The following is a 24512-nucleotide window of genomic DNA, read 5'->3' on the forward strand; positions in this document are numbered from 1 at the left end:
GCGTGAAGGATCCCCGCCTTGCCGAAGTGAGGCGGGGATCCCTTCGTCGGCAGACTTCCCTACTGCTTGGGCAGGCCCGCCGGGTTCAATTCGGACTTCTGGATGGCCTCTGACGAGAGGCCCCAGCGGTCCAGGATCTTACTGTAGGTGCCGTTTTCAATCAGCTCATTCAGTGCGGCCTGGGCTGCGGCGGCCAGGCCATTGTCCTTCTTGGTGGTGAAGGCGATTTGTGCGGTCAGCGGCCAGCCGCCGTTGAGGGTGCCTACTTCCTTGCTCTTACCGTCCAGTGCGGCCTTGTAGGCGGCCCCGGCATTCGGTCCAAACGTCAGGTCCGCACGGCCGGACTGCAGGGCCAGCGTGGAGGCGGAATCGTCGTCGTAATACTGGAACTCAACCGGCTTCAGGCCGTTCTTCTTGTTCTCCTCGTCCCAGCGCACCAGGATGGCTTCCTGGTTGGTGCCGGAGCCAACAATGACGCGCTTGCCCGCAACATCCTTGGCCTCTTTGATCTCGCCGATGTCCGAATCGCTTTTCGCGTAGAAGCCCAGCAGGTCGTTCCGATAAGTGGCGAAGTCGAACTTTTCCTTGCGGGCTTCGGTGACAGTCACGTTGGACAGCACGGCTTCGTACTTCGCGGACTCAATGCCCAGGGGCCAGTCAGCCCAGGCCACGGGAAGGACCTCGACCTGCAGGCCCAACGTCTCGCCCACCGCGTAAGCGATGTCCACCTCGCTGCCGATCAGGGTCTTGTTGTCCGTGGCAAAGGTGCTGAGCGGGGCCGTGCCGCCAGTGCTGACAACCGTGAGCTTGCCATCGGCTTTGATGGTGTCCGGAACCAGAGCGGCGGCTCCGGAGTGGACCGAAACCTTGAAACGGTCCTGCTCCGGCGACAGGTTGAACGCCTTGCCTGCCGTGGCGGCGGAGGATCCCGACGTCGGTGCTGTCGCCGCCGTCGCGCCGGGGTCGGAGCAGGCAGTGAGCGCCAAGAGTGCCGTGATGGTGAGGGCGACGCCGGCTGGTTTTGCCTTGGGAAAGGCCATTTTTCCTCCTTGGAGGTAGGTAGCGGATGCATCGAAGCGCGTTCGTTGAGGCAACTATGCGGCAGGGCCAGACGGGGAATCAAAGGCGCTGCAACCCGGAGATACGGGGAGTAACGGCAGGTCATGGGAGGACCACGGTGGTCATATTCGAAAGCGAGTACCCGGATGAAACCACGTAGTGCCCGTCGAGTACTGGTTAAGAAAGCGAGTAGTTGAGGAGCAAAGACAGGTGGGGTATTACGCGTGTGCTCAACCTGTGTCGCCCCCTACGGTGGGTTCAGGCAGCGGCCCGGGTGGGCCGCTTATTGGTCTCAACAGGAGTTCACATGCGCACTGCAGCGTCAAAGTCTGTCCTTTCCCGCCGTCTCGCCGCAGCTGTTGTGCTGCCCGGACTGCTTACCACCAGCCTTGTGCTGGTCCAGCCGGCGGTTGCGGCAGGAACAACGTCCAATTCTTCCGTCTGCAGCGGTGTGGTGAACCAGTTGGCGCACCGGGGGGCAGTTCAGGAGAACCTGCTGAAGAACGCGGCGAAAAGGAACGCTGACGCCATTGCCAACCTAACGGCCGAGCGGCGTGCACTGGAATCCAGTGCAACGACGCTTTCGAACCAGATCGCGGAGACCAACAAGGAAATTGCCAACCTTGATGCAGAGGTAAAGCAGTTGGGACAAGACGCAACGGCCGCTCAGGGTGACATTGATGGACTTGAGATGGATATATCAACTACCAAAGCCGAAATCTCGGACGCTGAAAAGACACTCGCCACCCTGGAAACACAGGAGTCCGACGCGGTCAACGAGTTGGGACCCCTCCAGGAAAAGCTCGCGGCCGCCGAGGATGCAAAGGCGGACCTTCGTAGCCAGGCTGACCAGTTGGCCGTGGACCAGGCAGCCAACAGCGATGCGCTCGCCACAGCCCAGACAGAGCGGGACTTGCTGGAACAGGCTGCTCAAAAGGCTGCCGAAGACGTGTCCGCGAAGAATAAAGAGATCCAGGACGCCCAGGGCGAGCTGGACAACTTGACTGCGCAGGCAGAGCAGGCAGCTGCCGCTGTCGGGACCGCGAACCAGGAAGTAAATAAGGCCCTGGAGGACCTGGTGGTCCTCGAGGCAGCTGGTGACGACGCGGGCGACGCGCTTCAAGCCCAGAAGGAAAAGATCGCCGCGGCGGAAGAAACTCTGGCGGATGCCCAGAGGGTTGAGGCTGCTGCAAGAGAGGCAGTCGCGGTCAAGAAGGGCCAGATCACCACCGCCGAAGGTGATCTCGGATCTTTGCACACCGTCGCAGCCGATGCCAAAACCGCCCTCGACGCCAAGAACGCTGCAATAGCCGCAGCCCAGACAGATCTCGCCAGACTTAAGACAGAGGCCGCTGCGGCAGCCAAGGCAGTGGACGACAACAATGCGAGGATTACGGCGACCACGAGCGAGATAACAGCACTCCAGGGGCAGATCAGCACCGCTGATGGGCAAATTACTGCCAAGCGGGCAGAACTCACCAAAGCACAGGGTGAGCTCACAACGCTCGAGGCTAAAAAGGTCTTCCTTGAAAGCGAGATAAAGCGTTATGAAGCTATCAAGGACAACCGCGACGGCCTGAAGAAGGAGGCGGAGGACAAGCTTCCTGTGCTCCGAACAGAGCTGAACGCCGTTAACACCCAGATCACCAGCAAGAACTCCCAGATCTCCGCGCTTCAGGGAGACCTGACTAAACTGCAGAATGACGTCAACACCTTGAACGCCCAGTTGGTGGCAAAGCAAACGGAAAGCAGTGCACTGCAACTGAAAGCCAAGCCCCTCCAGGATGTGCTGACGGCGGCAAATGCCGCGGTCACTTCCAAGGAAGCTGATATCGCGGCGCTCAACGCTCAGATCGCTGGGCTGCAGGATGCAGTCAATCTGGCGAACGGCGACGTCGCTGTCAAGCAAGCGGAGCTGACCACCCTCCAGGACGGGCTGCCTGCGCTCCGGGATGCGGCCGCGGCTGCGGCACGTGCTGTTGCCTACCAAGAAGATGTAGTGCTCCACCTCCAAGAAGCACTGCCGGGACTGGACAGCGACGTTGAGGAAGCGCTGGCCGCCATCGCCGAGCAGGAGAAAGTGCTGGAGTCACGTAAGTCCACCCTGGCTGAAGCGCAAAAAGCCCAGGAAGATGCGGACGCGGCAGTGGAAGCGAAGCAGGCAGAGCTGGCAGGTCTGCACGAGGAGCTCCCGGTCCTTCAGAAGGCCGTCGACGATGCCAACAAGGCGGTTTCCGATAAGACGGGTCAGATTGGTTCGCTCAACGAGGTCGGCGAAAGGCTGGCTGCGGACCTCACGACGCTGAACGGTCAGATTACGAGCAAAGAGAACGAGATCGTGGGCCTGCAGAACCAAGTGAACCCCCTGCTGACCCTGCTCGATAAGCTCAACGGTGAGATCAGCGCCGCAGAGGCAAACCTCTCGTCCTTGCAGGCGCAGCTCACAACCCTCGACGGACAACTTACGGCCGCCCAGGCGAAACTTCGAGACCTGCTGACGGCGAAGGGTGTAAAAAGGGACGCAGCGGAGGCACAGAGGACCGTGGTGGCCAACCTGCAGCTTCAGCTGGCAAACGTGCAAAACCAGATCAGGGCCATAGATCCGACCATTGCTAACGGCGGCTGCGCCTGACCTCATAAGCGCGGTGCGCAAGGACGTGCCCCGCAGGAAGTGGCCCGGTTAACCATATCGGGCCACTTCCTTGCGAACCGAGTAATACTAGCCCAGCGCCTTGATGACCTCCTTGGCCACGTCCTCGCTGGACTGCGGGTTCTGGCCGGTGATGAGGTTGCCGTCGCGGACCACGTGGGATGTCCAAGCTGCCGCGTTCTCGATGACGGCGCCTTTGTCCCTCAGTGCGTCCTCAACGAGCCACGGCGTGTTCTCACCGGTGCCGCCGCCCAGCTCCTCCTCGTTGGTGAAAACCGTCAGGCGTCGGCCGGCGAAAACAAACCTGCCGTCGTTGTCCGTTGCACTCAGCAGCCCGGCGGGACCGTGGCAGAACGGCGCAATGATTTTGCCGTCACTGTCTGCGGACGCCAGGAGCCGGCCCAGGTCGGCGTCCTTGTACAGATCGGTCATGGGGCCGTGGCCACCGGGCATCACCACGGCGTCATAGGAAGAGATGCCGACGCCGGCCAGCACCAACGGGTGCTGCAGCTCGCTATCGATTGACGCGAGGTAGTCCCGGAAGCCTCTTGCCCTTTCCTCGCCACCAGCCGATTCGGCAGCCAGGCTAACCTGGTCCACGGTGGGCCGGACGCCGCCCGGGGTCGCAATATGGACGGTGTGGCCAGCCTCGAGCAGTGTCTGGTGGGCTACCACCAGCTCCTCGGCCCAGAAACCGGTGGGGTGTTCGCTGCCGTCCTTCATGGTGAGCGAATCTGCTGCTGAAACAACCATCAGAATATTTGCCATGGTGCTGCTCCTGTCTGTCGGTCCTGCGGGATTTAGTTGGTCTTGCGGGATTTACTGGCCTGCGGCTTCGAGTTCCGCGTAGGTATCGTCATCGAGCGTGACGCCCGCAGCAGCCATGTTCTCCTCAAGGTGCTCCAGGGAGCCAGTGCCGGGGATGGGCATCATCACCGGGGAGCGGCGCAGCAGCCATGCCAGTGCCACCTGCGAGGTGGTGGCACCCAGCCGCTTCGCGGCCTCGTCCAGCGGTCCGCCCGGCTGCGAAAGGTCTCCCGCGGAGATGGGCGCCCAAGGGATGAAGCCGATCCCGTTCTCCTCCGAGTACCGCAGCACATCCTCGGAGCTCCGGTCCGTCAGGTTGTAGCGGTTCTGGACAGTGGAAACGGTGAAATGCTTGCCGGCCGCTTCCAGTTCCTCCACGCCCACCTGCGAGAGGCCCAGCGCCCGGACCTTGCCCTCGTCCTGGAGTTCGCGGAGCACGCCAAACTGCTCTTCAGCATCCACCTTCGGATCGATCCGGTGCAGCTGCAGCAGGTCCAGGGTGTCCACCTTAAGCTTCCGCAGGCTCAGCTCGGTCTGCTGGCGCAGGTATTCCGGCCGGCCCACGGGGATCCACTTGCCGGGGCCGGTCCGCGTGAAGCCCACTTTCGTGGCGATCTTCAGCCCTTCCTTGTACGGGTGCAGCGCCTCGGCCAGGATTTCCTCGCTGATGTTCGGGCCATAGGAGTCTGCGGTATCGATGAAGTCCACACCGAGTTCGACGGCGCGGCGCACCACCTCCACGGCGGTGCGGCGGTCAGCGGGCTCGCCCCAGACGCCCTCGCCCACGATGCGCATGGCACCGAAGCCGAGCCGGTGCACGGTCCCGAGGTCCTTCAGGTCAATAGTCGCGGACAGTTCCAACTGGTTCGTTGTGTCTAGGCTCATGGGGGCGGCAACCTCATAAGGGTGCTGAGTATTCCGAACGTCACAGAAATAAGACGGGCACCGCGGTGGTTATGCAATGAGTGCCCGGCGCGACCCGGCCGGCGAACTCTACGTAACGTTCTGAAAGGTCGGCTCCCACCGTGGCTCTTCCCCTCTCCATTCTTGACCTGGCAACCATCGGCAAGGGCCAGACGGCGGCAGAGAGTTTCGCGGGCAGCGTGGCCATGGCGCAGAGCGCCGAGAAGCTTGGGTACCGGCGGGTCTGGTACGCCGAACACCACAACATGTCCTCCATCGCCTCCTCCGCCACCAGCGTCCTGATCGCCCACGTCGCCGCCCATACGGAGAGCATCCGGCTCGGCGCCGGCGGAGTTATGCTCCCCAATCACTCGCCGCTGACCATCGCAGAGCAGTTCGGCACCCTGGAGACCCTGCACCCCGGCCGGATCGACCTCGGCCTCGGCCGCGCCCCCGGCAGCGACCAGAACACCATGCGCGCGCTGCGCCGTGACCCGATGTCCGCGGACAGCTTCCCGCAGGACGTCCTGGAGCTCCAGGGCTACCTCACCGGGCCCACCCGGATTCAAGGCGTGGAAGCCACCCCGGGCAAGGGCACCGACGTCCCGCTGTACATCCTGGGCTCGTCCCTGTTCGGCGCGCGCCTGGCCGCCCAGCTTGGCCTGCCGTACGCCTTCGCCTCGCATTTTGCCCCCAACGCGCTGCAGGATGCGGTGGCCCTTTACCGCCGCGAGTTCAAGCCCTCGGCCCAGCTGGATGCGCCGCACGTCATCGCGGGCGTGAACGTGATTGCCGCTGATTCCGCCTCTGAGGCGCAGGCCATGCTGCAGGAGACCAAGCGCGCCAGGGTCTCCCTGTTCTTCGGAGGGGGCCGGGAGTTCACCGACGACGAAGCGGACATGATCCTCGACTCCCCGCAGGGCCAGCACGTCGCGCAGATGATGACCTACTCTGCGGTGGGTACGCCCGACGTCGTGATGGATTACCTGGAAAGCTTTGGCGCGCATGCCGACGCCGACGAACTCATCGTGGCGCACCAAAGCACGGGTACCGATTCTCGGCTGCGTTCCGTGGAACTGCTCGCGCAGGCAGCCGGACTGGCCCGGGTCTAGCGTGGCACCCACCAGCGAGGGCGTGGGGTTCCGCTCCAAACGCGGTCCCATCCTCATTGCACTGATGCTGTCCACCGGACTGGTGGCCATCGATTCCACCATCGTGGCCACCGCCGTTCCGTCAATCGTCCGCGATGTTGGCGGGTTTGAGTCATTCCCCTGGCTCTTCTCCGCATACCTTTTGGCCCAGGCCGTCTCCGTTCCCATTTACGGCAAGCTTTCGGACATGGTTGGCCGCAAGCCGATCATCCTGGCCGGCATCGGGCTGTTCCTGCTCGGTTCAATCCTCTGCGGGATCGCCTGGAGCATGCCCGCCCTGATCGCTTTCCGGGCGCTCCAGGGACTCGGCGCGGGTGCCGTGCTGCCGGTGTCCATCACCATCGCCGGTGACATCTATTCGGTTGAGGAGCGTGCCAAGGTCCAGGGCTACCTGGCCAGTGTGTGGGCGGTCTCGTCCGTGGTGGGGCCCAGCCTCGGCGGCATCTTCTCCTCGCTGGGGATCTGGCGCGGCATCTTCCTGGTCAACGTTCCGCTCTGCCTGCTGGCCGGGTGGATGCTGCTCCGAACCCTGCACGAGAACGTTGACCGCGCCAAGCACAAAGTGGACTACACCGGGGCGGCATTGCTGGCGGTTTCACTTGGCCTGCTGATCCTTGGCGCCCTCGAGGGCGGCCAGGGGTGGGAGTGGAATTCCCCTGTCAGCATTGGCATCTTTGCCGTCGGCGGCTTGCTGCTGGCGCTGTTCCTGGTGGTGGAGCGGCGCGCGGCGGAGCCTGTCCTGCCGTCCTGGGTTGTATCGCGGCGGCTTCTTGGCACCACTGCGCTGGTGTCCTTCGGAGTAGGGGCGGTAATGATCGGGCTGACCTCCTACGTGCCCACGTTCCTGGAAGGGGCGCTGTCCACGTCGCCCCTGATTGCCGGCCTGGCTCTCGCAGCGCTCACCCTCGGGTGGCCGATCAGCGCCTCGCAGGCCGGGCGCCTCTACCTGCGGATCGGGTTCAAACCCACCGCGCTCATCGGTATCTCCATCACCGTGGTTGGCCTCCTGGCCCTGGCACTCACTGCGGCCACTCCCAACGAGGTGCTGGTCGCTGCCAGCTGCTTCGTTGTGGGACTCGGCCTTGGCCTGGTTGCCACGCCAACCCTGATCGCTGCCCAGTCCAGCGTGGAGTGGAATGAACGCGGCGTTGTGACCAGCACCAACATGTTCGCGCGGTCCATCGGCAGCGCACTTGGTGTGGCCGTGTTTGGTGCCGTGGCCAACGCAATCTACGCGAACACGGCGGGGGAGGGTGACGTGCCCGCCGTCGTCGCCGCTTCAGGTGCGGTCTTCCTGGCGGCGCTGGCGGCAGGCATCCTCACCGTGGCGGCAGTGCTGGCAATGCCCGCGGTGAAGGCGGGGGAGCCAGGCCAGGCCGACGCCGAACCTGTCGCCAGCGACGCCGAAGGCAGCTCCCGCCGCTGAGCGTGGCGTGGGCTAGCGGGATGCGCGGAAAATTTCCGGGGCTGGCCGGTTGCCGGTAGCGAGGTCCGCGAGGATCCGCCCGACAACGGGAGTGAACTTGAACCCGTGCCCGGAGAACCCGGCGCCGATCACCACGGGCCCGATCCGGTCCAGGATGAAGTCCTCGTCCGGGGTGGTGGTGTAGGTGCAGCTGATGGCCTCGAACGAGTCAGCGTCGACGCCGGGCAGCCACGCCCGTGCATAGTCCTGCAGGGCGGCAAGCTGGGCGGGCTCCGGCTGGAAGGAGCGCCGGTCCGGATCCACCACCGGTCCCACGCCATGCCAGCCGGCCTTGATCCCCTCACCCGGAGTCTGCATCCCGTACACGGGGGAGTACCAGTCCTTGTACTGCGCGCCTATGCCCGGCATGTGGTTGAACCCGGGCCACGTGGCGCCCTGGTCCACCACGCGGAAGTGCGCCGGCTGTTCCTGGGTGACCCGCAGCTTAGGAATCCGCAAGCCCGTGCTTCCGCCGGCGCCGGCCAGCAGCTTTTCGGTCCAGCCACCTGCGGTAACAACCACCTGCCCCGCAGTGACCACCTCGATGCCCGCGGCCGACTCCAAAGTGAGCCGAACGTCGTCCGCCATCACCTGGAGCTCAACCACTTTGGTATGGTGTCGGATCTCGGCGCCCCGGGCTGTGGCGAGCCGCTGCAAGGCGGGCAAGGCAGCCTCCGGGTTGAGCTGGCCGCCGTCGGGCATATGCAGCACCTGCTGGTCGAAGCGGATGCCGCGCCAGCGCTCCCCTGCCTCGGCCGGGGACAGGAACTCAGCACGGATGCCTGCCTGGTTCAATGCCGCGGCAACTTCCGGCAGCCGGGGGTCCGGGCCGTGGTTGACGATTCCCGTCCGGGCCAGCAGTTGTTCGCCGCTCTCCTGCTCCAGGTCCTCCCACAGGCTCAAACCTTCGGCCAGCATGGCCACGTATTCCGGCCGATGGTAGCCGGGGTTGAGGTTGCGGGTGCTGCCGTGCGAGGCCCCGATCTTGTGTCCCAGCCCGAACTGCTCCACCAGCGTCACCTGGCGGCCGCGGCGGGACAGCGCCCAGGCTGCGGCCGAACCCATGGCTCCGCCACCGATCACCACTGTGTCCAGCATTGTTCCCATCAATCTCCCATCAGGTCAGCAGCAGCGCCACGCCAATCATCGCCGGAACCGCCACCACGGTAGTAATCAGCACGGTGTCCTTGGCGACGGTAAGGCCCGTTTTGTAACGGCTGGCAGCCACAAAAACATTCTGCGCCGTCGGCAGCGCCGAGGTAACCACCACGGCGAACAGGACATGGCCGTCCAGCCCCAGCGCGAACCGTGCGAAGAGGTACGCCAGCACCGGCTGGACTGCCAGTTTGAAGGCACTGGCCAGCAGGGTGTCCACCCGGCGGGCCGCGGAGGCCTGCAGCGGGCGGCTGCCGTTCAGGCTCATGCCAAAAGCGATCAGCATCGCCGGGATTGCCGCGCCGCCGATCAGGTGGATGGGCTCCATGACCAGCGGCGGAACCTGCCAGCCGGTGCCGGCTACCAGCAACCCCAGTGCGGAGCCCACGATCATGGGGTTCTTCAGGATCATCACCACAAAGCTGAGGGGCGTGGTGCGGTGCGAACTGGTGCTTGAATCCAGGATCATCAGGAACAGCGGCGTGAAGAAGGCCAACTGAAAGATCAGCAGCGGCGCCACGTAGCTCGCATCGCCCAGGACGTACACTGCGATGGGAATACCCAGGTTGGCCGAGTTGACCAGTGAGGCCGCCATCGAGGACATCAGGGACTCTGACAGGGAGCGTTTCAACCAGAACCTGGCGATCGCGAAAAATATGGCGGCGGTGGCGATGGCCGAGACGGCAGCCACCAGCAGCGGAGCTGCGAAGACTTCGGCGAGGCGCGCCTTGCTCAGCGTTTCAAAAAGGAGCGCCGGGCTGGCCACAAAGAAGGTGAGGGAGCTGAGGACCTGGCGTGCGTTATCGCCCAGGATCTTTTGCCGGCCCACGAACCAGCCCACCAGGATGATGCACCAGACCACAAAGAAACCTGCCAGTACCCCTAACAAGGGATAGGCCGCTGCGAATTAACCCACAGGGCGCGGCGGAGGCAGGTACCGGGACGCACGCTCCGGGTTAGAGAGCAGCGTTGTTAAGGGCAAACGGGGGGCGCATCATCCCCGGAGTCAGGCCCTCGGCGGGATCGTTGCCCAGCTGGATCACCCGGTTGTTTTCGTCCACGTGGACCACCTTGGGCTCGTAGGCCTTGGCCTCTTCTGTGGTCATCTGGGCATAGGTAATCAGGATGACAAGATCGTTTTCGTGCATCAGATGAGCGGCTGCGCCGTTGATGCCGATGACACCGGAACCGCGCTCACCGGCAATGGTGTACGTTTCCAACCGGGCGCCGTTGGTGATGTCCACGATGGACACAAGCTCGCCGGGAAGGATGTCGGCAGCATCGAGCAGGTCCAGGTCCACGGTGACGGAACCGACGTAGTGCAGGTCAGCATGCGTGACGGTGGCCCGGTGGATTTTGGACTTGAACATTGTTCGATTCATAACGGCATCAGTCTAGCGCCGGGGGCCCGCCCGCGCAGTGACGTAAGGAACACCAGGAAGTGCCTCGCTCAGGGAACAGAAGCGTACGACGGCGGCTGGTCACCCGGCGTCGTTCCCCGCCACGGCTTCTGCGGCGGCAGCGAGCGTTTCCCGGGCGGCGAGGATGGCGGGCCGCTTGACGCTGGAACGGCGCACGGAGGTGAAGATGGTGCGGTGCGGTTTGCCCGCAAGTTCCAGCAGCCGGGCGGTGGTGCCGCGGCCGGTCCACACCAGGTCCGGCATCAGCGCCACAGCATTGCCGGACTCGATCAGGCGGATCTGCGCCTGCAGGTCAGCCGTTTCGTACCGGACGTCCGGCTCGAACCCCGCGCTGCGGCACGCCTGCTCCGCCCAATGGCGGGAGGCGGCACCCCGCGGTTCCATAACCCAGGCAAGTTCCGCGGTGTCTTCGAGCGAGCGGACGGCGGGTCCGCCGTCGGACTCCGTCGGGACTGCCAGCCGGATGGCGTCCATGGTCAGCTTGATCCGGTCCAGCTCCGGATAACGCGGCGCCGCGTGCCCTGGATACTGCTCGGCGATCACCAGGTCGAAGTCGCGTGCCCACGTCTCATGCAGTGCTGTTTCTGGTTCGCGCTGGATCATCTCGATGCGGACTTCCGGGTAGGCCTTGGCCATCCTGGTCAGCGTGTCCGGCATCAGCGCAAGGGCCGCTGACTGGAAAACCGCGATCCGGACGGTCCCCGTGACGGTGGTCAGGGAAGCCGCCAGGTCCGCTTCCGCTTGTTCCATGGTTTCCAGCAGGCTCGCCGTGTGCGCTACCAGCACTTCTGCCTGCGGCGTGAGCTGCACCCGGCGCCCGGTCTTCCGGAGCAGCTCCACGCCCACTTCCTTCTCAAGCAGGGCAAGCTGCTGCGATACGGACGACGGGCTGTACTGGAGTGCGTCCGCCACCTCCGCGAGCGTCCCCCGGATGCTTAATTCACGGAGCAGCCGGAGACGGCGGACGTCGAGCATAGGGAATTCCTAACTGAAACTAACGAATATAGGTTAGAAGTAGTCACTTTATCTAATGCAAGCATGCTTGCATACTGTTGGGATCGAGTTACCCCCGTCACTGCGCCTGCGGGCGTGCCGCGGCGGGGTCGCACCCAAGCAGGAGTTCCTGATGAGCACTAGAGATATGAGCCAGTCGGTCCTGAGGCGCAAGCCCATCGACGACATTGAGGAAGAAAATAAACACAGTGGCCTCTTCAAGTCACTCGGGCTGTGGCAGCTTACGGCAATCGGCGTAGGCGGCATTATCGGCGTCGGCATCTTTTCCCTTGCGGGGCTGGTGGCAGCAGGCAGTGAAGGCACGCCCGGGGTGGGGCCCGCCGTGCTGATTTCCTTCCTGGTGGCAGGCCTCGCTTCGGCGGCCGCGGCGCTGTCCTACGCGGAGTTCGCGGGCATGATTCCCCGTGCGGGTTCTGCCTACACCTACGGATACGTGGCGCTGGGCGAAATCATCGGCTGGTTCATCGGCTGGGACCTCCTGCTGGAATACATCGCCATCGTGGCAGTGGTGGCCATCGGCATCTCCGGTTACCTTGAAGCGTTCCTCTCCGGCATCGGCATCCACTTGCCGGTCTGGATGACTTCCACTGCGGACGAGGGCAAGGGCGGCATCGTTAACATCCCCGCCATCCTGGTCTGCCTCCTGGTGACCTGGATCCTTTCCCGCGGGACCAAGGCGTTCGGCCGGTTTGAGCTGGTGGCGGTGGCCATCAAGGTCATCCTGATCCTCTTTATCATCGGGCTCGGCGTCTTCTACATCGACACCAACAACTACAACCCGTTCATGCCCAGCGGCTTCGGCCCTGTCCTGGCAGGCGCCGCCACCGTCTTCTTCGCTGTGTTTGGCTACGACGCCATGAGTACTGCGGCGGAAGAGGCAACGGACGGCAAGAAGCACATGCCCAAGGCCATCATCCTGTCCCTGATTGTGGCGATGCTGCTGTATGTCGCAGCTACCCTGGTGCTGACCGGCATGCAGAACTACCGCGACATCGACCCGACTGCGGGCTTCGCGTCCGCCTTCACCGGTGTGGGCCTGCCCGTTATCGCCACCATTATTTCGGTCTTTGCGGTGCTGTCCATCCTCACCGTGATGCTGACATTCCTCCTGGGCGTCACCCGCGTGTGGTTCGCCATGAGCCGCGACGGGCTGCTGCCCGGCTGGTTCGCCAAGACGGACCGCCACGGCACGCCGCAACGCGTCACGTGGATCGCCGGCGTCGCTTCCGCCTTCCTTGCCGGTGTGTTCCCCATTAAGGAAGTGGCGGACCTGACCAACATCGGCATCCTGGCAGCGTTCGTCGTCGTCTGCCTGTCGGTGATCATCTTCCGGTACAAGCGCCCGGATGCCCCGCGCACCTTCCGCCTGCCGCTGATGCCGGTCATCCCGGCCTTCGGTGTGCTGTCCTCGGCGTTCCTGATGTTCCAGCTGCACTGGGAAACCTGGGCGCGCTTCGGCGTATGGCTCATCATCGGCCTGGCCATCTACTTCTTCTATGGCAAGAAGAACTCGCTGATGAACCCGAACAGCCCGCGGCACGAGGAGATTGTGGAGATGCACCGACCTCTCCGCTGACCCATCCTTTCGACGCGCGCTCACTTGTGGCGGCTTTTCCGGCGACGCCCGCTCTCCTTTGGCGGCTTTTCCGGGAACGCCCGCTCACCCCGGCGCTTGGCCAGCCAGCCCTCCTGCACATCTGTGCGGGAGGGGCTGCTCCATTTAATGGCTGTTGGGTGAGCGGGCGTTTGGGTTTTGAGCACCAAAAGAGAGCGCGGGTTGACCTCCGAACCGCCGTTAGCGAGCACGCGTCTGACGGTATTGAGGACGTCCTGGAAACTTCATTTTTTCTAACCTGTATTGCTTAGGAAAGATCGCTTTATCTTATGTGAGCGACAGTTCATACTGGGGGTAAGACCTCTCCGAACCACAGGAAAGAACGAGAAAAAGCCATGACCCACATTGCAATGGAGCCCGGAGTTGCGACGGGAACAGCGCAGACCGTCGACGTCGATGTGCCGCAGGCGAAGGCATTGGCGAACGAAGCCGTCGCGCTGGTCCGCCACTGGCTGACTGAAGCGTCCAAGGTTCCCGTGGATGCGTCAGCACAGCAGCTCGCCGGTGTGCTGAAGGACCCTAACGGCCTCGAATTCACCGTCGGCTTCGTCGACGGCGTGGTCCGTCCCGAAGACCTGAACGTCGCCGCCCGCAACCTCGCTGCACTGGCCCCTAAGGTCCCTGCGTTCCTGCCCTGGTACATGCGACGCGCGGTCCAGCTTGGCGGAACCATGGCTCCGGTCATGCCGCACGTTGTTATCCCCATCGCCCGCAAGGTCCTGCGCGAAATGGTGGGCCACCTGATTGTGGACGCCACCGAGGCCAAGCTGGGCCCGGCGATCGCCAAAATCCGCAAGGACGGCATCAAGCTCAACGTCAACCTCCTCGGCGAGGCTGTCCTGGGTGAACACGAGGCGTCCCGCCGGCTCGAAGGCACACACACCCTGCTGGCCCGCCCTGACGTGGACTACGTTTCCATCAAGGTGTCCTCCACCGTGGCCCCGCACTCCGCCTGGGCCTTCGACGAAGCCGTGGAACACGTCGTCGAAAAGCTCACCCCGCTGTTTCAGCGCGCCAACTCCTTTGCCGCCGGCGGCGGCAAGGCCAAGTTCATCAACCTGGACATGGAGGAGTACAAGGACCTGGACATGACCATCGCGGTCTTCACCAGAATCCTGGACAAGCCCGAGTTCAAGGACCTCGAGGCCGGCATCGTGCTCCAGGCGTACCTCCCGGACGCCCTTTCAGCCATGATCCGCCTGCAGGACTGGGCCGCCGAGCGCCGCGCCCACGGCGGCGCCGCCATCAAGGTCCGCGTGGTCAAGGGCGCCAACCTGCCTATGGAGCAGGTGGAATCCTCACTCCATGACTGGCCGCTCGCCACCTGGGGCACCAAGCAGGATTCCGACACCAGCTACAAGAGCGTCATCAACTACGCCCTGCACCCGGAGCGCATCAAGAACATCCGGATCGGCGTGGCCGGGCACAACCTGTTCGACATCGCCTTCGCCTGGCTCCTGGCCAAGCAGCGCGGCATCGCGGACACCGCACAGCAGGGCATCGAGTTCGAGATGCTGCTGGGCATGGCCCAGGGCCAGGCCGAAGCCGTCAAGAAGGACGTCGGCTCGCTGCTGCTCTACACCCCGGTGGTGCACCCGGCCGAGTTCGACGTCGCCATCGCCTACCTGATCCGGCGCCTCGAAGAGGGGGCCAGCCAGGACAACTTCATGTCGGCGGTCTTCGAGCTGAGCGAAAACGAAGTCCTGTTCGAACGCGAGAAGCAGCGCTTCCTTGCTTCGCTGACAGCGCTGGACAACGCGATTCCGCCGGCCAACCGGCAGCAGAACCGCAGCCTGCCGCCGGTCCCGATGGCCCACAGCGGCTTCGAAAACACCCCGGACACCGACCCGTCCCTGCCTGCCAACCGGGACTGGGGCCGCGCCATCCTGGGACGTGTTCCGTCCTCGACGCTGGGTAATGCTTCCGTTGCTGCAGCATCCATCAGTGACGAGGCCACCCTCAACACTGTGATTGCCGCCGCCGTCGAAAAGGGCAAAGCCTGGGGCAAGCTCTCCGGCGACGAGCGCGCGGAGATCCTGCACCGCGCCGGCGACGTCCTGGAGGCCCGCCGCGCGGACCTGCTCGAGGTCATGGCCAGCGAAACCGGCAAGACCATCGACCAGGGCGATCCCGAGATCAGCGAAGCGGTGGACTTTGCCCACTACTACGCCGAGTCGGCCCGCAAGCTGGACGAGGTCGACGGCGCCACGTTCGTCCCCGCCAAGCTCACCGTGGTCACTCCGCCGTGGAACTTCCCGGTTGCCATCCCGGCAGGATCCACCCTCGCAGCACTTGCCGCCGGTTCCGCCGTCGTCATCAAGCCCGCCAAGCAGGCCGCCCGCAGCGGTGCGGTAATGGTGGAGGCGCTCTGGGAAGCCGGCGTGCCCCGCGACGTGCTGACCATGGTTCAGCTCGGTGAGCGGGAACTCGGCAAGCAGCTGATTGCACACCCGGCCGTTGACCGCGTGATCCTCACCGGTGGCTATGAGACCGCTGAGTTGTTCAGGTCCTTCCGCCAGGACCTGCCGCTCCTCGCCGAGACCAGCGGCAAAAACGCCATCATCGTCACCCCCAGCGCCGACCTGGACCTCGCTGCCAAGGACGTTGCCTACTCCGCCTTCGGCCACGCCGGACAGAAGTGCTCCGCCGCCTCGCTGGTGATCCTGGTTGGCTCGGTGGCTAAATCCAAGCGGTTCCACAACCAGCTGATCGACGCCGTCACCTCCCTGAAGGTGGGCTACCCCGAGGATCCCACCAGCCAGATGGGCCCGATCATCGAGCCCGCGAACGGCAAGCTCCTCAACGCCCTCACCACCCTGGGCGACGGTGAAAACTGGGCCGTCGAACCGAAGAAGCTGGATGACACCGGCCGACTCTGGAGCCCCGGCGTTCGCAACGGCGTCAAGCGCGGTTCCTACTTCCACCTGACCGAATTCTTCGGACCGGTCCTGGGCGTGATGACCGCGGACACGCTGGAAGAGGCCATCGCCATTCAGAACCAGATCGAGTACGGCCTCACCGCCGGCCTGCACTCCCTGAACTCGGAGGAGCTGGGCGTCTGGCTGGAGACCATCCAGGCCGGAAACCTGTACGTGAACCGCGGCATCACCGGAGCCATCGTGCAGCGCCAGCCGTTCGGCGGCTGGAAGAAGTCGGCAGTGGGTGCGGGCACCAAGGCCGGCGGACCCAACTACCTGGTGGGCCTGGGCGACTGGACTGCCGCCACGAGCACCGCCACGGCTGCTGTCACCCACCCGGGGGTCCGCCGGATCATCAACGCCGCCGGCGCCGCCCTGGAGCCTGCCGAACTTGAGTCCGTCCAGCGCGCCCTGGCATCCGACGCGAAGGCCTGGGCTGAGGAGTTCGGCGCGGCCAAGGACGTTTCGGGCCTCAGCGCGGAGCGCAACATCTTCCGGTACCGCAGCCTGCCGGTTACGGTACGGCTGTCCGAAGGTGCACCGCTCGCGCACCTGGTCCGGACCGTAGCAGCCGGCGTGCTGGCGGGATCGGAGCTGACGGTGTCCACCGCCGTCGAGCTTCCCGCCCAGCTGCGCCCGGTCCTCACCGCGCTGGATATCGACGTCAAGGTTGAGTCCGACGGCGAGTGGCTGGCTGCCGTTGGCCACCTCGCTTCTGCGGGCAAGCTTTCCGGCGCACGCATCCGCCTGATCGGCGGGAACCCCGCTGCCTTGGCGAAGACGACGGGCGGCCGTCCTGACCTTGCTGTCTATGCTCACCCGGTCACGGAGGCGGGCCGTGTGGAACTGCTGCCGTTCCTGCATGAACAGGCCGTCAGCATCACCGCGCACCGGTTCGGCACCCCGAACCACCTCTCGGACGCCCTGATCTAGCTTCGTTCCCTGCATAACAAAGCGGAAGGCCGGGCGGTCACCTTTATGGTGACCGCCCGGCCTTCGTTGTACTGCTGGTCGGCAGTCCTCAGCCCAGGTACCAACCTGGCGGTGACCAGGTCACGGGCACGCTGTGGGCGGAAAACTGCTCGCAGCGTGTGCAGGTGTAGGCGGCTTCGCCCAGGGAAGCGACGGAACCGTCGCGCCGGTATGTCGGCGGAATGAAGGACTCCAGGTAGATGAACTCGTCCGTGCGGCACTTGTCGCAGGTGGGCTTGCCCACGTATCCGGAGTCCGTCGTGGCCAGCCCGGAGCCAAGGTTGGAACGGCGGGTGGCTTGGGGCCGTGCAGTGTTATGCGGGCGGGCATGTGCAGAGCTGAGATGGGTGTTCTTGGCTGTCGTCATTGGCTGCCTGTCCCGAGCACGCAACTTGGTAGGCGGGGCGCACTCGTATTGAAGAACTGGCCAGCTGCTTGACCATGGGAAAACCAGCATAGGTTATGCGTGCTTCCGGCATCAATGGAGAACGGGTTGTCTTCCCTCCTCAGCGTCCCCCGGCTTGGGGTGCTCCGGCCGCGGCCTCAGGCAGGCCGGTTGATGGTCCTGCCCACGATGGACTGCGTCAGTGCGTCGATCACCTCGGAGTTGGCCAAGGGGTTGCGGATCAGGGTGAAGTCCACGTCACCTACTGCCGGCAGGTCAAAGCGCCGCGTGATGATCTTCAGGTCGTCGGGGACCAGGGAGGAGGGCATCACCGCGACCCCGATGCCCGCCCGGACGGCGGCCAGGACGCCGCTGATCTGCCGCGTGGTGCAGGTGATGCGCCAGGTCCTGCCGTGGGACTCCAACGCATCGATGGCGAGTTTGCGGCTCAGGCTGGGCGAGGGGTAGGCGATCAGCGGGACCGGCGCGCCTGGTTCCAGCACGGTCTGTTCCTGGCCCACCCAGGAGAAGGAGTCATGCTGGACCACCGTGCCGTCCTTGGCGCCGGCCACCCATTTCACAAACACGAGGTCCAGCTGGCCTGCATTGAGTTTCCGGTACAGCTGGTCACTCTGCCCGACCGTGAGCTCCAGGTTGATCTGCGGATAGATCTGGCGGAATTCGCGAAGGATGCGTGGGAGCCCGGTGATGGCGAGGTCATCAGCGGTACCGAACCGTAGCCTACCGCGCATGGCAGAGCCGGAGAAGTACCGCGCTGCGGCGTCGTGGGCGGAGAGGATGTTCCGCGCAAACCCGGCCATCGCGTCGCCGTTGTCCGTCAGCCTGACGTCGCGGGTATCCCTGGTGATAAGCACCCGCTTCGCGGCCGTTTCCAGCTTGCGGACGTGCTGGCTGATGGTGGGCTGGGCCAGGCCCAACCGCTCCGCCGCCTTGGTGAAGCTCAGGGTTTCGGCGACCGCCAGGAAGGAGCGCAGCTGGGCTGGTTCAAACACTTTGACTCCGGTGGCAAGGGGCGGGCGACGGGCAATGATGTTCTCATATTGCGGTTTGCAATGCGAGTTATAGCTACAATACGGCTCCATAATGACCTGCACCCAGCCTAGCGTTAACCACATCCCGGACCGACCGCAATTTGAGGACACTCCTGTGGCACCCCCACCGCCTTCATCGGCAACCATCACCCAGCCCGTTGTTGACTTAGCCGCCTCCGCACCGCGGGACCACCAGACCCAACCCCTCGCCGTCGTGCCTGAACACCTTCCGTGGAAACACACCTTCATCTCGCTGAAGGTCCCCAACTTCCGGATCTTCGCGATCGGGCACTTCATAGCTGTCGTCGCCATCTGGATGCAGCGGATAGCCCAGGACTGGATGGTCCTGCAGCTTTCCGGATCGGTGACGGCCGTGGGGATCACCGTGGCGCTGCAGTTCCTGCCTTCCCTGCTGCTGGGACCCTGGGGCGGCATGGTGGCGGACAGGTTCGCCAAACGGAAGATCCTGATCCTCTGCCAGAGCATGGCCGCGATTCTGGCCGCCGCGCTCGCGGTTCTTGCGCTGACCGGCGCCGTTGAGGCCTGGCACGTCTACCTGATCGCCCTGGTCCTCGGTTTGGTGACCGTGCTGGATCAGCCGGCCCGGCAGGTGTTCGTCAATGAACTCGTGGGTCCGAAGTACCTGCGCAATGCGATCAGTGTCAACTCCACCACGTTCCAACTAGGCGGCCTGATCGGTCCCGCCCTCGCCGGCTGGCTGCTCACCGCGGTGGGGGCAGGGTGGGCATTCGCCGGCAACGCCGCCGCCTGTTGTTCAACGGTGGCCATGCTCCTGATCCTGCGGAAGGACCAGCTGCATGTCAGCACCCCGGCCCCCAAGAGCAAGGGCATGCTCCGGGAGGGACTCCGCTACGCCCTCAGCAAGCCCACCATCTACTGGCCGTGGCTGATGGCCGGATTCATTGCGGTGTTTGCGATGAGCCTGCCGGTAGTGCTGGCTGCTTTCGCCGATCACGTCTTTGACGTCGGCGCCGGCGGCTACGGGCTGCTGAATGCCCTCGTGGCTCTCGGCGCGTTAGCGGGAGCGGTGGCGTCCACCCGGCGCCGCCAGTTGAGGCTCCGCTCCGTGGTGTTCTGCGCCGGTATGTACGGAGTCATGCTCTGCCTTGCGGCCCTGGCGCCGTCGATGCCGGTGTTCGGGGCGGTGATGGTGCTGTCCGGATTCTGGTGCCTGATGTTCCTGACGGGTTCCAACCAGCTTGTCCAGGTGAGCTCGAACCTCAGTATTCGTGGCCGGGTCATGAGCCTGTACATCATGGTGCTGATCGGCGGCCAGGCGATCGGCGGGCCGATGCTCGGTTGGCTCTCGGAGCACGCCAGCCCGCACGTGGCCTTGCTGGTTGCCGGGGGAGTCCCGGCGCTCGCTGCCCTGACCGTCGCCGTCGTCCTTGCCCGGAAAGGCTCGCTGCTGCTCAGGGTGGATTTGAAGGACCGGCGCCGTCCGGTGCAGATCGCGCGCCGGGCCGCGGCTTAGCGGCTGCGAGGCGAAGGTTGGAGCGGCTGACGGGAATCGAACCCGCGTATCAAGCTTGGGAAGCTAGCGCTCTACCATTGAGCTACAGCCGCATGACCCCGTTTCAGGGGCAGAACATAGCTTAGCGCAGAAGTGGCAGCTGGCCGCCCAAGCGAAGGGGCGGGCCGGCCGTGTCCGGTCACCTGAGCGTCATCCAATAACTCTTCAATAACGTACCGGGTTCGGGCTAGGTAGGGGTGGGGGAGCGCGGGCTAACCTGTTCCGGGTAGCTGCAGAGCCGGGGGGTGCAGCTGCTGGCCGGTAGACGTCAACCAGGAAAGATCCCGATGGCATTCGCAGAGCATGAGGTCCTCATTCAGCGCGATGCCATGGCCGTCTACCTGTACTTGCTTGATGCTACGAACCTTCCGCTGTGGCGTGACGGGGTCCGTAGCGTCAAACTGCTCAAAGGTTCTGCCGGAACCAAGGGCGCCGTGTATAGGAAAATGGTGGCAGGGCGTTCCGGGCTGAGCATTCCGGCCGATCTGGAGATCACGGAGGCAAGGCCAGGCGCCGAGATCCAGTTCCGGGTCACTTCCGGCCTGGGCCGCCGCGTGGGGGGTTACTACCTCAGCTCCGAACCTTCGGGGACCCGCGTCCGCTTTGCCCTCGAAGTCTGGCCGGAGGGCCGCCTGGCCTTCCTGCACAGGCTCGGGTTCCTGAGCAGGATGGCCCAGCGGAACCTCAGCTCCGAGGTAGCCCAACTGGACCGCCTGGAGGACGTCATGGAGCTCCAGCCGGCAATCTAGGCTCCTACTGGGCCAGCCGCTGCCCCGCCCACGGGCCGGGAATGTTCGACGGCGACGCAAGGCTTCCGGCGGTCAGGTCCCAGTACTGCACCACGTCAGACGCCCGGCGCAGCGCCACTCCGGTGGAGTTAAGCGAGGTGACGTCCCGCAGCGGCCGAACGCCGGTGACGTCGCCCCAGCCCGTGGCAACGGTAGCCCTGGCCTCGGCGCGAAGGGAGGTGGTGCCCCAGCCGCGGTGGAGCTGGACTGACCCGTCCGTCCGTACCGCCAGGATGTCCTGGAACCCGTCGGCGTCGTAATCCACCATGGACAGCTTCCGGGCGGTGCCGATGTTGCCGATCGTTGCACGGGCGGAAAGATCTCCCAGGCCAGTATTGGGATACAGGTACAGGTTTCCGGCGCCGTCAAGGGCCAGAAGCTGGGGGAGCCTGTTGTTGGCGCACCACCCGCCCACTGCGAGGGTCAAGGGCTGCCATCCGCTGCTTCCAAGCGTCGCCGGCACGTGGAATCCCCCGGCCGCAATCCCCCGGTGCAGGGTCAGCTTGCCGTCATTCCATTGCGTCAGGACGTCGTACGCGCCGTCGCGGTCCCAGTCGGTGGTGAAGACTTCCTTGGCACCTGCGAACCCTGACCCGATCACCTTGCTCGCGGCATAAGTGCGCGCACCGGTGGATGCCCGCGAGAGCAACTGCCCTGCGGAGTCGATGGTCACCAGGTCGCCTGGCCCCTTGATGGCTGCGGCAGAAAGGTCCAAAGTGGGCGGCATGTGCTTGACGGAAGCATCGCACATGGTTGGCGCCGGCGGCGGGAACGCGCCGCCCGACCCTGCTCCGCCCGGGGAGTTGAGCGTGCCGGCCGGCAGCGTGGTGTAGCCAAAGAAGTTCACGACGCCCCAGATGGTGTACTGGCTGTTGGTATACGAGATTCCGGCGCCCATGACGTTGAAACGCGGATCAATCAGCATGGCGTTGTGGCCGGGAGAGCCCTTCCACCACTCCACCAGTTGTGCAGCGTCCCGGTCGGTGCGGATGGCAATGACCTCGCCGGCACCGTTGTTGGGACTCATGGCCCGGGGGTCAGTCCAAAAATTGGCTCGGTGTTCGATGACTTCCCGTGAGGCAATGCTGTTGGACCATTCCTGCGCCAGCCCTGCCACCGTGGGGTGGTACTTCACCGGATTCAGGCCCTTGGACGCCCGGTATTCATTGATTCTGTTGAACACTGTGAGAACAGCGGCGGCGTTGCTGTCCGGAACCAGGGCCTCCGGCGCGGGCAGGGCAGCAGCAGACTCGGGGGCTGCAAGGCGCTGGGGCGAGGGGGCCGATTCCCCGTCCGGCCCCCAGAGCGGGGGAATCGACGGAACCTCGGGGGCGTGTGCTTCTTCTGCCGGGGCGGCCGGCGTTGGTGCAGGCGGGGCCACTGCCTCTGCCGCGGGAATCGCAGCTGCTGGGTCCGTTCCGGCGCCCGCTGCTGCAGCAGATGATACCGGTGTTGCAGCGGGTGACGCCGGTGATGCCGGACGTATATCTGGTTCCACGGCGGGGTTGAGCCCGGACGCAACTGCGCTGTCGCTTGAGGAGGCACCGCCGTCGTCGTTCACACTGGCCGGGCCCAGCGTGACGCCGCGCGGGCTTGCCGCGCTCGCGGCCTGGCTCACAGCGACCGGCAAGGGGGCTGTACCAACGGACGAGGAAACCAGCGCCAATGCGCAGAGCACGCCAATAAACGTGGGCGCGACCAATCTATTCACAACATCCCCAGCTCTGTTGGGCCATCCGGGAGACCATCCGGCGCCTGAATCACTGAGGCAACACTAGTCCCACCAGGCCACAGGAACAACGAAAGAATGTGGCTGTGGATAACCGATACGGTAATTTGGGACGGTGCTCATCTCTGACCGCGATATTCGTGCCGAAATAGACTCCCAGCGGATCGTCCTGGAACCGTATGATCCTGCGATGGTCCAGCCCTCGTCGGTGGATGTCCGGATCGACAAGTTTTTCCGTCTGTTCGACAACCACAAGTACGCGCACATCGATCCGGCGGAGGAGCAGCCTGAGCTCACCCGCCTGGTGGAAGTGGAGCAGGACGAGCCCTTTATCCTGCACCCGGGCGAGTTCGTCCTCGGGTCCACCTATGAGACCGTCACACTCCCGGACGACATCGCCGCTCGGCTGGAAGGCAAGTCTTCCCTCGGCCGCCTGGGGCTGCTGACGCACTCCACCGCGGGCTTCATCGATCCCGGCTTCTCAGGCCATGTCACCCTGGAACTCTCGAACATGGCAACGCTGCCGATCAAACTGTGGCCAGGCATGAAGATCGGCCAGCTGTGCTTCTTCCGGCTCACGTCGGCGGCCGCGTACCCCTATGGGCAGGGCGAGTACGGCAACCGCTACCAGGGCCAGCGTGGGCCGACCGCCAGCCGCAGCCACCTGAACTTCCACCGCACATCGATCTAGGCTTTCGCCGCAACCGCCGTTTAGGCTTTCGCGGCCATTCCCGCGGGCGGCAGGACGGACTTCACCAGGGGTTCCACATAGCGTGCGGCGAGCGGACCCACAACGGCCATGATCAGCACATAGGCAGTGGCCAGAGCGGCAAGTTCGGCAGGAATCGCCCCTGAGGCCAGGGCCAACCCGGCGATGACAATGGAGAATTCGCCGCGGGCTATCAGGGTGGCTCCGGCACGAAACCGGCCGGGACGTGCAATGCCAACGCGCTTTGCAGCCCAGATCCCGGTAGCCATCTTGGTGACTGCGGTGACCAGGGCGAGCACCAGCGCCCAGCCGAGCACCGGAGGAATGGACGAGGGATCCGTGTTGAGCCCGAACGCCACAAAGAAAATGGCGGCAAACAAATCCCTCAACGGTTCCAGGATGCGCGTGGCGTTGTGGGCGGTGGCGCCCGAGATGGCGATGCCGAGCATAAAGGCCCCCACCGCCGCGGATACCTGCATGGCCGAAGCCAGGCCGGCCACCAGCAGAGCAGCACCCAGGACGTTCAGCAGGAACACCTCGGAGTTCTCGCTGTGCACGGCCTTGGAGACCCGGTGGCCGTGGCGCAACGCCACCATAAGAACCAGGCTCACCACTGCCAGCGCGACACCCACGGTGGTCAGTCCCCCCAGGAAGCTCACGCCGGCGAGCACCGCAGTGAGGATGGGCAGGTAAACGGCCATCGCCAGGTCTTCAAAAACAAGGATGGACAGCACCACGGGGGTTTCGCGGTTGCCCAGCCGGCCCAGGTCCGTGATGACCTTCGCCGCGATGCCCGACGAGGAGATGTAGGTGACCCCGCCCATCACCATCGCACCCACCCCGCCCCAGCCCAGCAGCAGCGCAAGGGCAGCGCCGGGCAGGAAGTTCAGGATGAGGTCCAGTACGCCCGCCTGCCAGGAGCGGCGCAGCCCAGTAAAAAGCTCGGCGGCGGTATATTCCAGTCCGAGCATAAGCAGCAGCAGGATAACGCCGATTTCCCCGGAGAGGTGTGCAAACTCGTGCATACCTTCGAGCTTGACGATCCCGCCGGCCCCGAAGGCGAGCCCGCCTAAGAGATACAGCGGGATGGGCGACATTCCGATCCGTCCGGCCAGCCTTGCCAAGAGGCCAAGGCAGAACACAACGGCCCCCAGTTCGATGAGGGTCAGGGCCAGCGGGTCCATT

Annotated in this window: 19 protein-coding genes and 1 tRNA gene; 8 read left to right on the forward strand and 12 right to left on the reverse strand. The window is 64.6% G+C overall.

The window, feature by feature from the left end:
- Positions 1–59: 59 nt before the first annotated feature.
- Positions 60–1040, reverse strand: a complete 981-nt coding sequence (locus tag QFZ70_RS00110) for an ABC transporter substrate-binding protein (protein WP_307093508.1) — start codon at positions 1038–1040, stop codon at positions 60–62.
- 326 nt (positions 1041–1366) lie between these two features.
- Between QFZ70_RS00110 and QFZ70_RS00115 the strand changes: the two genes are divergently transcribed.
- Positions 1367–3691 carry a chromosome segregation ATPase gene (locus tag QFZ70_RS00115; RefSeq protein WP_307093509.1) on the forward strand — a complete coding sequence of 775 codons (2325 nt, stop codon included), beginning with the start codon at positions 1367–1369 and terminating at the stop codon, positions 3689–3691.
- An 87-nt stretch (positions 3692–3778) separates the two neighbouring features.
- Here QFZ70_RS00115 and QFZ70_RS00120 read toward each other — a convergent pair whose 3' ends face one another.
- Positions 3779–4477, reverse strand: coding sequence for a type 1 glutamine amidotransferase domain-containing protein (locus QFZ70_RS00120; RefSeq protein ID WP_307093510.1), 699 nt, complete (start codon positions 4475–4477; stop codon positions 3779–3781).
- Positions 4478–4528: 51 nt separating this feature from the next.
- A complete protein-coding gene (locus QFZ70_RS00125) occupies positions 4529–5401 on the reverse strand; it encodes an aldo/keto reductase (protein WP_307093511.1) in 873 nt (290 codons plus the stop codon).
- Between the two features lie 140 nt (positions 5402–5541).
- Between QFZ70_RS00125 and QFZ70_RS00130 the strand changes: the two genes are divergently transcribed.
- Both QFZ70_RS00130 and QFZ70_RS00135 read left to right on the forward strand, forming a co-directional pair.
- Entirely contained in the window at positions 5542–6531 is a 990-nt protein-coding gene (locus QFZ70_RS00130; protein WP_307093512.1) for an LLM class flavin-dependent oxidoreductase, read from the forward strand.
- 64 nt (positions 6532–6595) lie between these two features.
- Complete coding sequence (locus QFZ70_RS00135) at positions 6596–7996, forward strand: MFS transporter (RefSeq protein ID WP_307097755.1); 1401 nt, start codon at positions 6596–6598, stop codon at positions 7994–7996.
- A 12-nt stretch (positions 7997–8008) separates the two neighbouring features.
- On the opposite strand, the gene QFZ70_RS00140 is transcribed toward QFZ70_RS00135, so the two are convergent.
- The 4 genes from QFZ70_RS00140 to QFZ70_RS00155 all read right to left on the reverse strand — a co-directional run bounded on the left by QFZ70_RS00140 (position 8009) and on the right by QFZ70_RS00155 (position 11586).
- Positions 8009–9142, reverse strand: a complete 1134-nt coding sequence (locus QFZ70_RS00140; protein ID WP_307093513.1) for an FAD-dependent oxidoreductase — start codon at positions 9140–9142, stop codon at positions 8009–8011.
- Positions 9143–9152: 10 nt separating this feature from the next.
- Positions 9153–10079: an AEC family transporter gene (locus QFZ70_RS00145; protein ID WP_307093514.1), complete on the reverse strand. Its 927-nt coding sequence runs from the start codon at positions 10077–10079 to the stop codon at positions 9153–9155.
- 67 nt (positions 10080–10146) lie between these two features.
- Positions 10147–10572, reverse strand: coding sequence for an aspartate 1-decarboxylase (panD, locus tag QFZ70_RS00150; protein ID WP_307093515.1), 426 nt, complete (start codon positions 10570–10572; stop codon positions 10147–10149).
- A 99-nt stretch (positions 10573–10671) separates the two neighbouring features.
- Positions 10672–11586: a LysR family transcriptional regulator gene (locus QFZ70_RS00155; RefSeq protein ID WP_307093516.1), complete on the reverse strand. Its 915-nt coding sequence runs from the start codon at positions 11584–11586 to the stop codon at positions 10672–10674.
- A gap of 151 nt (positions 11587–11737) precedes the next feature.
- Here QFZ70_RS00155 and QFZ70_RS00160 point away from each other — a divergent pair, with 151 nt between their 5' ends.
- Positions 11738–13201, forward strand: a complete 1464-nt coding sequence (locus tag QFZ70_RS00160) for an amino acid permease (RefSeq protein WP_307093517.1) — start codon at positions 11738–11740, stop codon at positions 13199–13201.
- Between the two features lie 374 nt (positions 13202–13575).
- Positions 13576–17091 (forward strand): proline dehydrogenase family protein, encoded by a 3516-nt coding sequence (locus QFZ70_RS00165; RefSeq protein ID WP_307093518.1) that lies wholly within the window; start codon positions 13576–13578, stop codon positions 17089–17091.
- 88 nt (positions 17092–17179) lie between these two features.
- Here QFZ70_RS00165 and QFZ70_RS00170 read toward each other — a convergent pair whose 3' ends face one another.
- Together QFZ70_RS00170 and QFZ70_RS00175 are read right to left on the reverse strand one after the other, a co-directional pair.
- Positions 17180–17497, reverse strand: coding sequence for a hypothetical protein (locus QFZ70_RS00170; protein ID WP_307093519.1), 318 nt, complete (start codon positions 17495–17497; stop codon positions 17180–17182).
- A gap of 176 nt (positions 17498–17673) precedes the next feature.
- Positions 17674–18528, reverse strand: coding sequence for a LysR family transcriptional regulator (locus QFZ70_RS00175; protein ID WP_307093520.1), 855 nt, complete (start codon positions 18526–18528; stop codon positions 17674–17676).
- A 154-nt stretch (positions 18529–18682) separates the two neighbouring features.
- Here QFZ70_RS00175 and QFZ70_RS00180 point away from each other — a divergent pair, with 154 nt between their 5' ends.
- Positions 18683–20062: an MFS transporter gene (locus QFZ70_RS00180; protein WP_307093521.1), complete on the forward strand. Its 1380-nt coding sequence runs from the start codon at positions 18683–18685 to the stop codon at positions 20060–20062.
- Positions 20063–20080: 18 nt separating this feature from the next.
- Here the strand turns inward: QFZ70_RS00180 and QFZ70_RS00185 are convergent.
- Positions 20081–20154: transfer RNA gene (locus QFZ70_RS00185), tRNA-Gly, on the reverse strand.
- 234 nt (positions 20155–20388) lie between these two features.
- On the opposite strand from QFZ70_RS00185, the gene QFZ70_RS00190 reads away from it, so the two are divergent.
- Positions 20389–20850 (forward strand): SRPBCC family protein, encoded by a 462-nt coding sequence (locus QFZ70_RS00190; RefSeq protein ID WP_307093522.1) that lies wholly within the window; start codon positions 20389–20391, stop codon positions 20848–20850.
- A 4-nt stretch (positions 20851–20854) separates the two neighbouring features.
- Here QFZ70_RS00190 and QFZ70_RS00195 read toward each other — a convergent pair whose 3' ends face one another.
- Positions 20855–22600 (reverse strand): CAP domain-containing protein, encoded by a 1746-nt coding sequence (locus QFZ70_RS00195; protein WP_307093523.1) that lies wholly within the window; start codon positions 22598–22600, stop codon positions 20855–20857.
- Positions 22601–22733: 133 nt separating this feature from the next.
- Here QFZ70_RS00195 and dcd point away from each other — a divergent pair, with 133 nt between their 5' ends.
- On the forward strand, positions 22734–23309 hold the full coding sequence (dcd, locus tag QFZ70_RS00200; protein WP_307093524.1) for a dCTP deaminase: 576 nt from the start codon (positions 22734–22736) through the stop codon (positions 23307–23309).
- 20 nt (positions 23310–23329) lie between these two features.
- Here the strand turns inward: dcd and QFZ70_RS00205 are convergent, their stop codons facing one another.
- Positions 23330–24511, reverse strand: a complete 1182-nt coding sequence (locus QFZ70_RS00205) for a cation:proton antiporter (protein ID WP_307093525.1) — start codon at positions 24509–24511, stop codon at positions 23330–23332.
- Position 24512: the final 1 nt, after the last annotated feature.

The organism is Arthrobacter sp. V1I9 (assembly GCF_030817075.1).
In the GTDB taxonomy this organism is placed as follows: domain Bacteria; phylum Actinomycetota; class Actinomycetes; order Actinomycetales; family Micrococcaceae; genus Arthrobacter.

Excerpts from the sequence above, each read along its gene's own strand:
- QFZ70_RS00110 (WP_307093508.1), bottom strand. The coding sequence starts at position 1,040 with ATGGCCTTTCCCAAGGCAAAACCAGCCGGCGTCGCCCTCACCATCACG.
- QFZ70_RS00115 (WP_307093509.1), top strand. The coding sequence starts at position 1,367 with ATGCGCACTGCAGCGTCAAAGTCTGTCCTTTCCCGCCGTCTCGCCGCA.
- QFZ70_RS00120 (WP_307093510.1), bottom strand. The coding sequence starts at position 4,477 with ATGGCAAATATTCTGATGGTTGTTTCAGCAGCAGATTCGCTCACCATG.
- QFZ70_RS00125 (WP_307093511.1), bottom strand. The coding sequence starts at position 5,401 with ATGAGCCTAGACACAACGAACCAGTTGGAACTGTCCGCGACTATTGAC.
- QFZ70_RS00135 (WP_307097755.1), top strand. The coding sequence starts at position 6,596 with ATGCTGTCCACCGGACTGGTGGCCATCGATTCCACCATCGTGGCCACC.
- QFZ70_RS00140 (WP_307093513.1), bottom strand. The coding sequence starts at position 9,142 with ATGGGAACAATGCTGGACACAGTGGTGATCGGTGGCGGAGCCATGGGT.
- panD (WP_307093515.1), bottom strand. The coding sequence starts at position 10,572 with ATGAATCGAACAATGTTCAAGTCCAAAATCCACCGGGCCACCGTCACG.
- QFZ70_RS00155 (WP_307093516.1), bottom strand. The coding sequence starts at position 11,586 with ATGCTCGACGTCCGCCGTCTCCGGCTGCTCCGTGAATTAAGCATCCGG.
- QFZ70_RS00160 (WP_307093517.1), top strand. The coding sequence starts at position 11,738 with ATGAGCACTAGAGATATGAGCCAGTCGGTCCTGAGGCGCAAGCCCATC.
- QFZ70_RS00165 (WP_307093518.1), top strand. The coding sequence starts at position 13,576 with ATGACCCACATTGCAATGGAGCCCGGAGTTGCGACGGGAACAGCGCAG.
- QFZ70_RS00170 (WP_307093519.1), bottom strand. The coding sequence starts at position 17,497 with ATGACGACAGCCAAGAACACCCATCTCAGCTCTGCACATGCCCGCCCG.
- QFZ70_RS00190 (WP_307093522.1), top strand. The coding sequence starts at position 20,389 with ATGGCATTCGCAGAGCATGAGGTCCTCATTCAGCGCGATGCCATGGCC.
- QFZ70_RS00205 (WP_307093525.1), bottom strand. The coding sequence starts at position 24,511 with ATGGACCCGCTGGCCCTGACCCTCATCGAACTGGGGGCCGTTGTGTTC.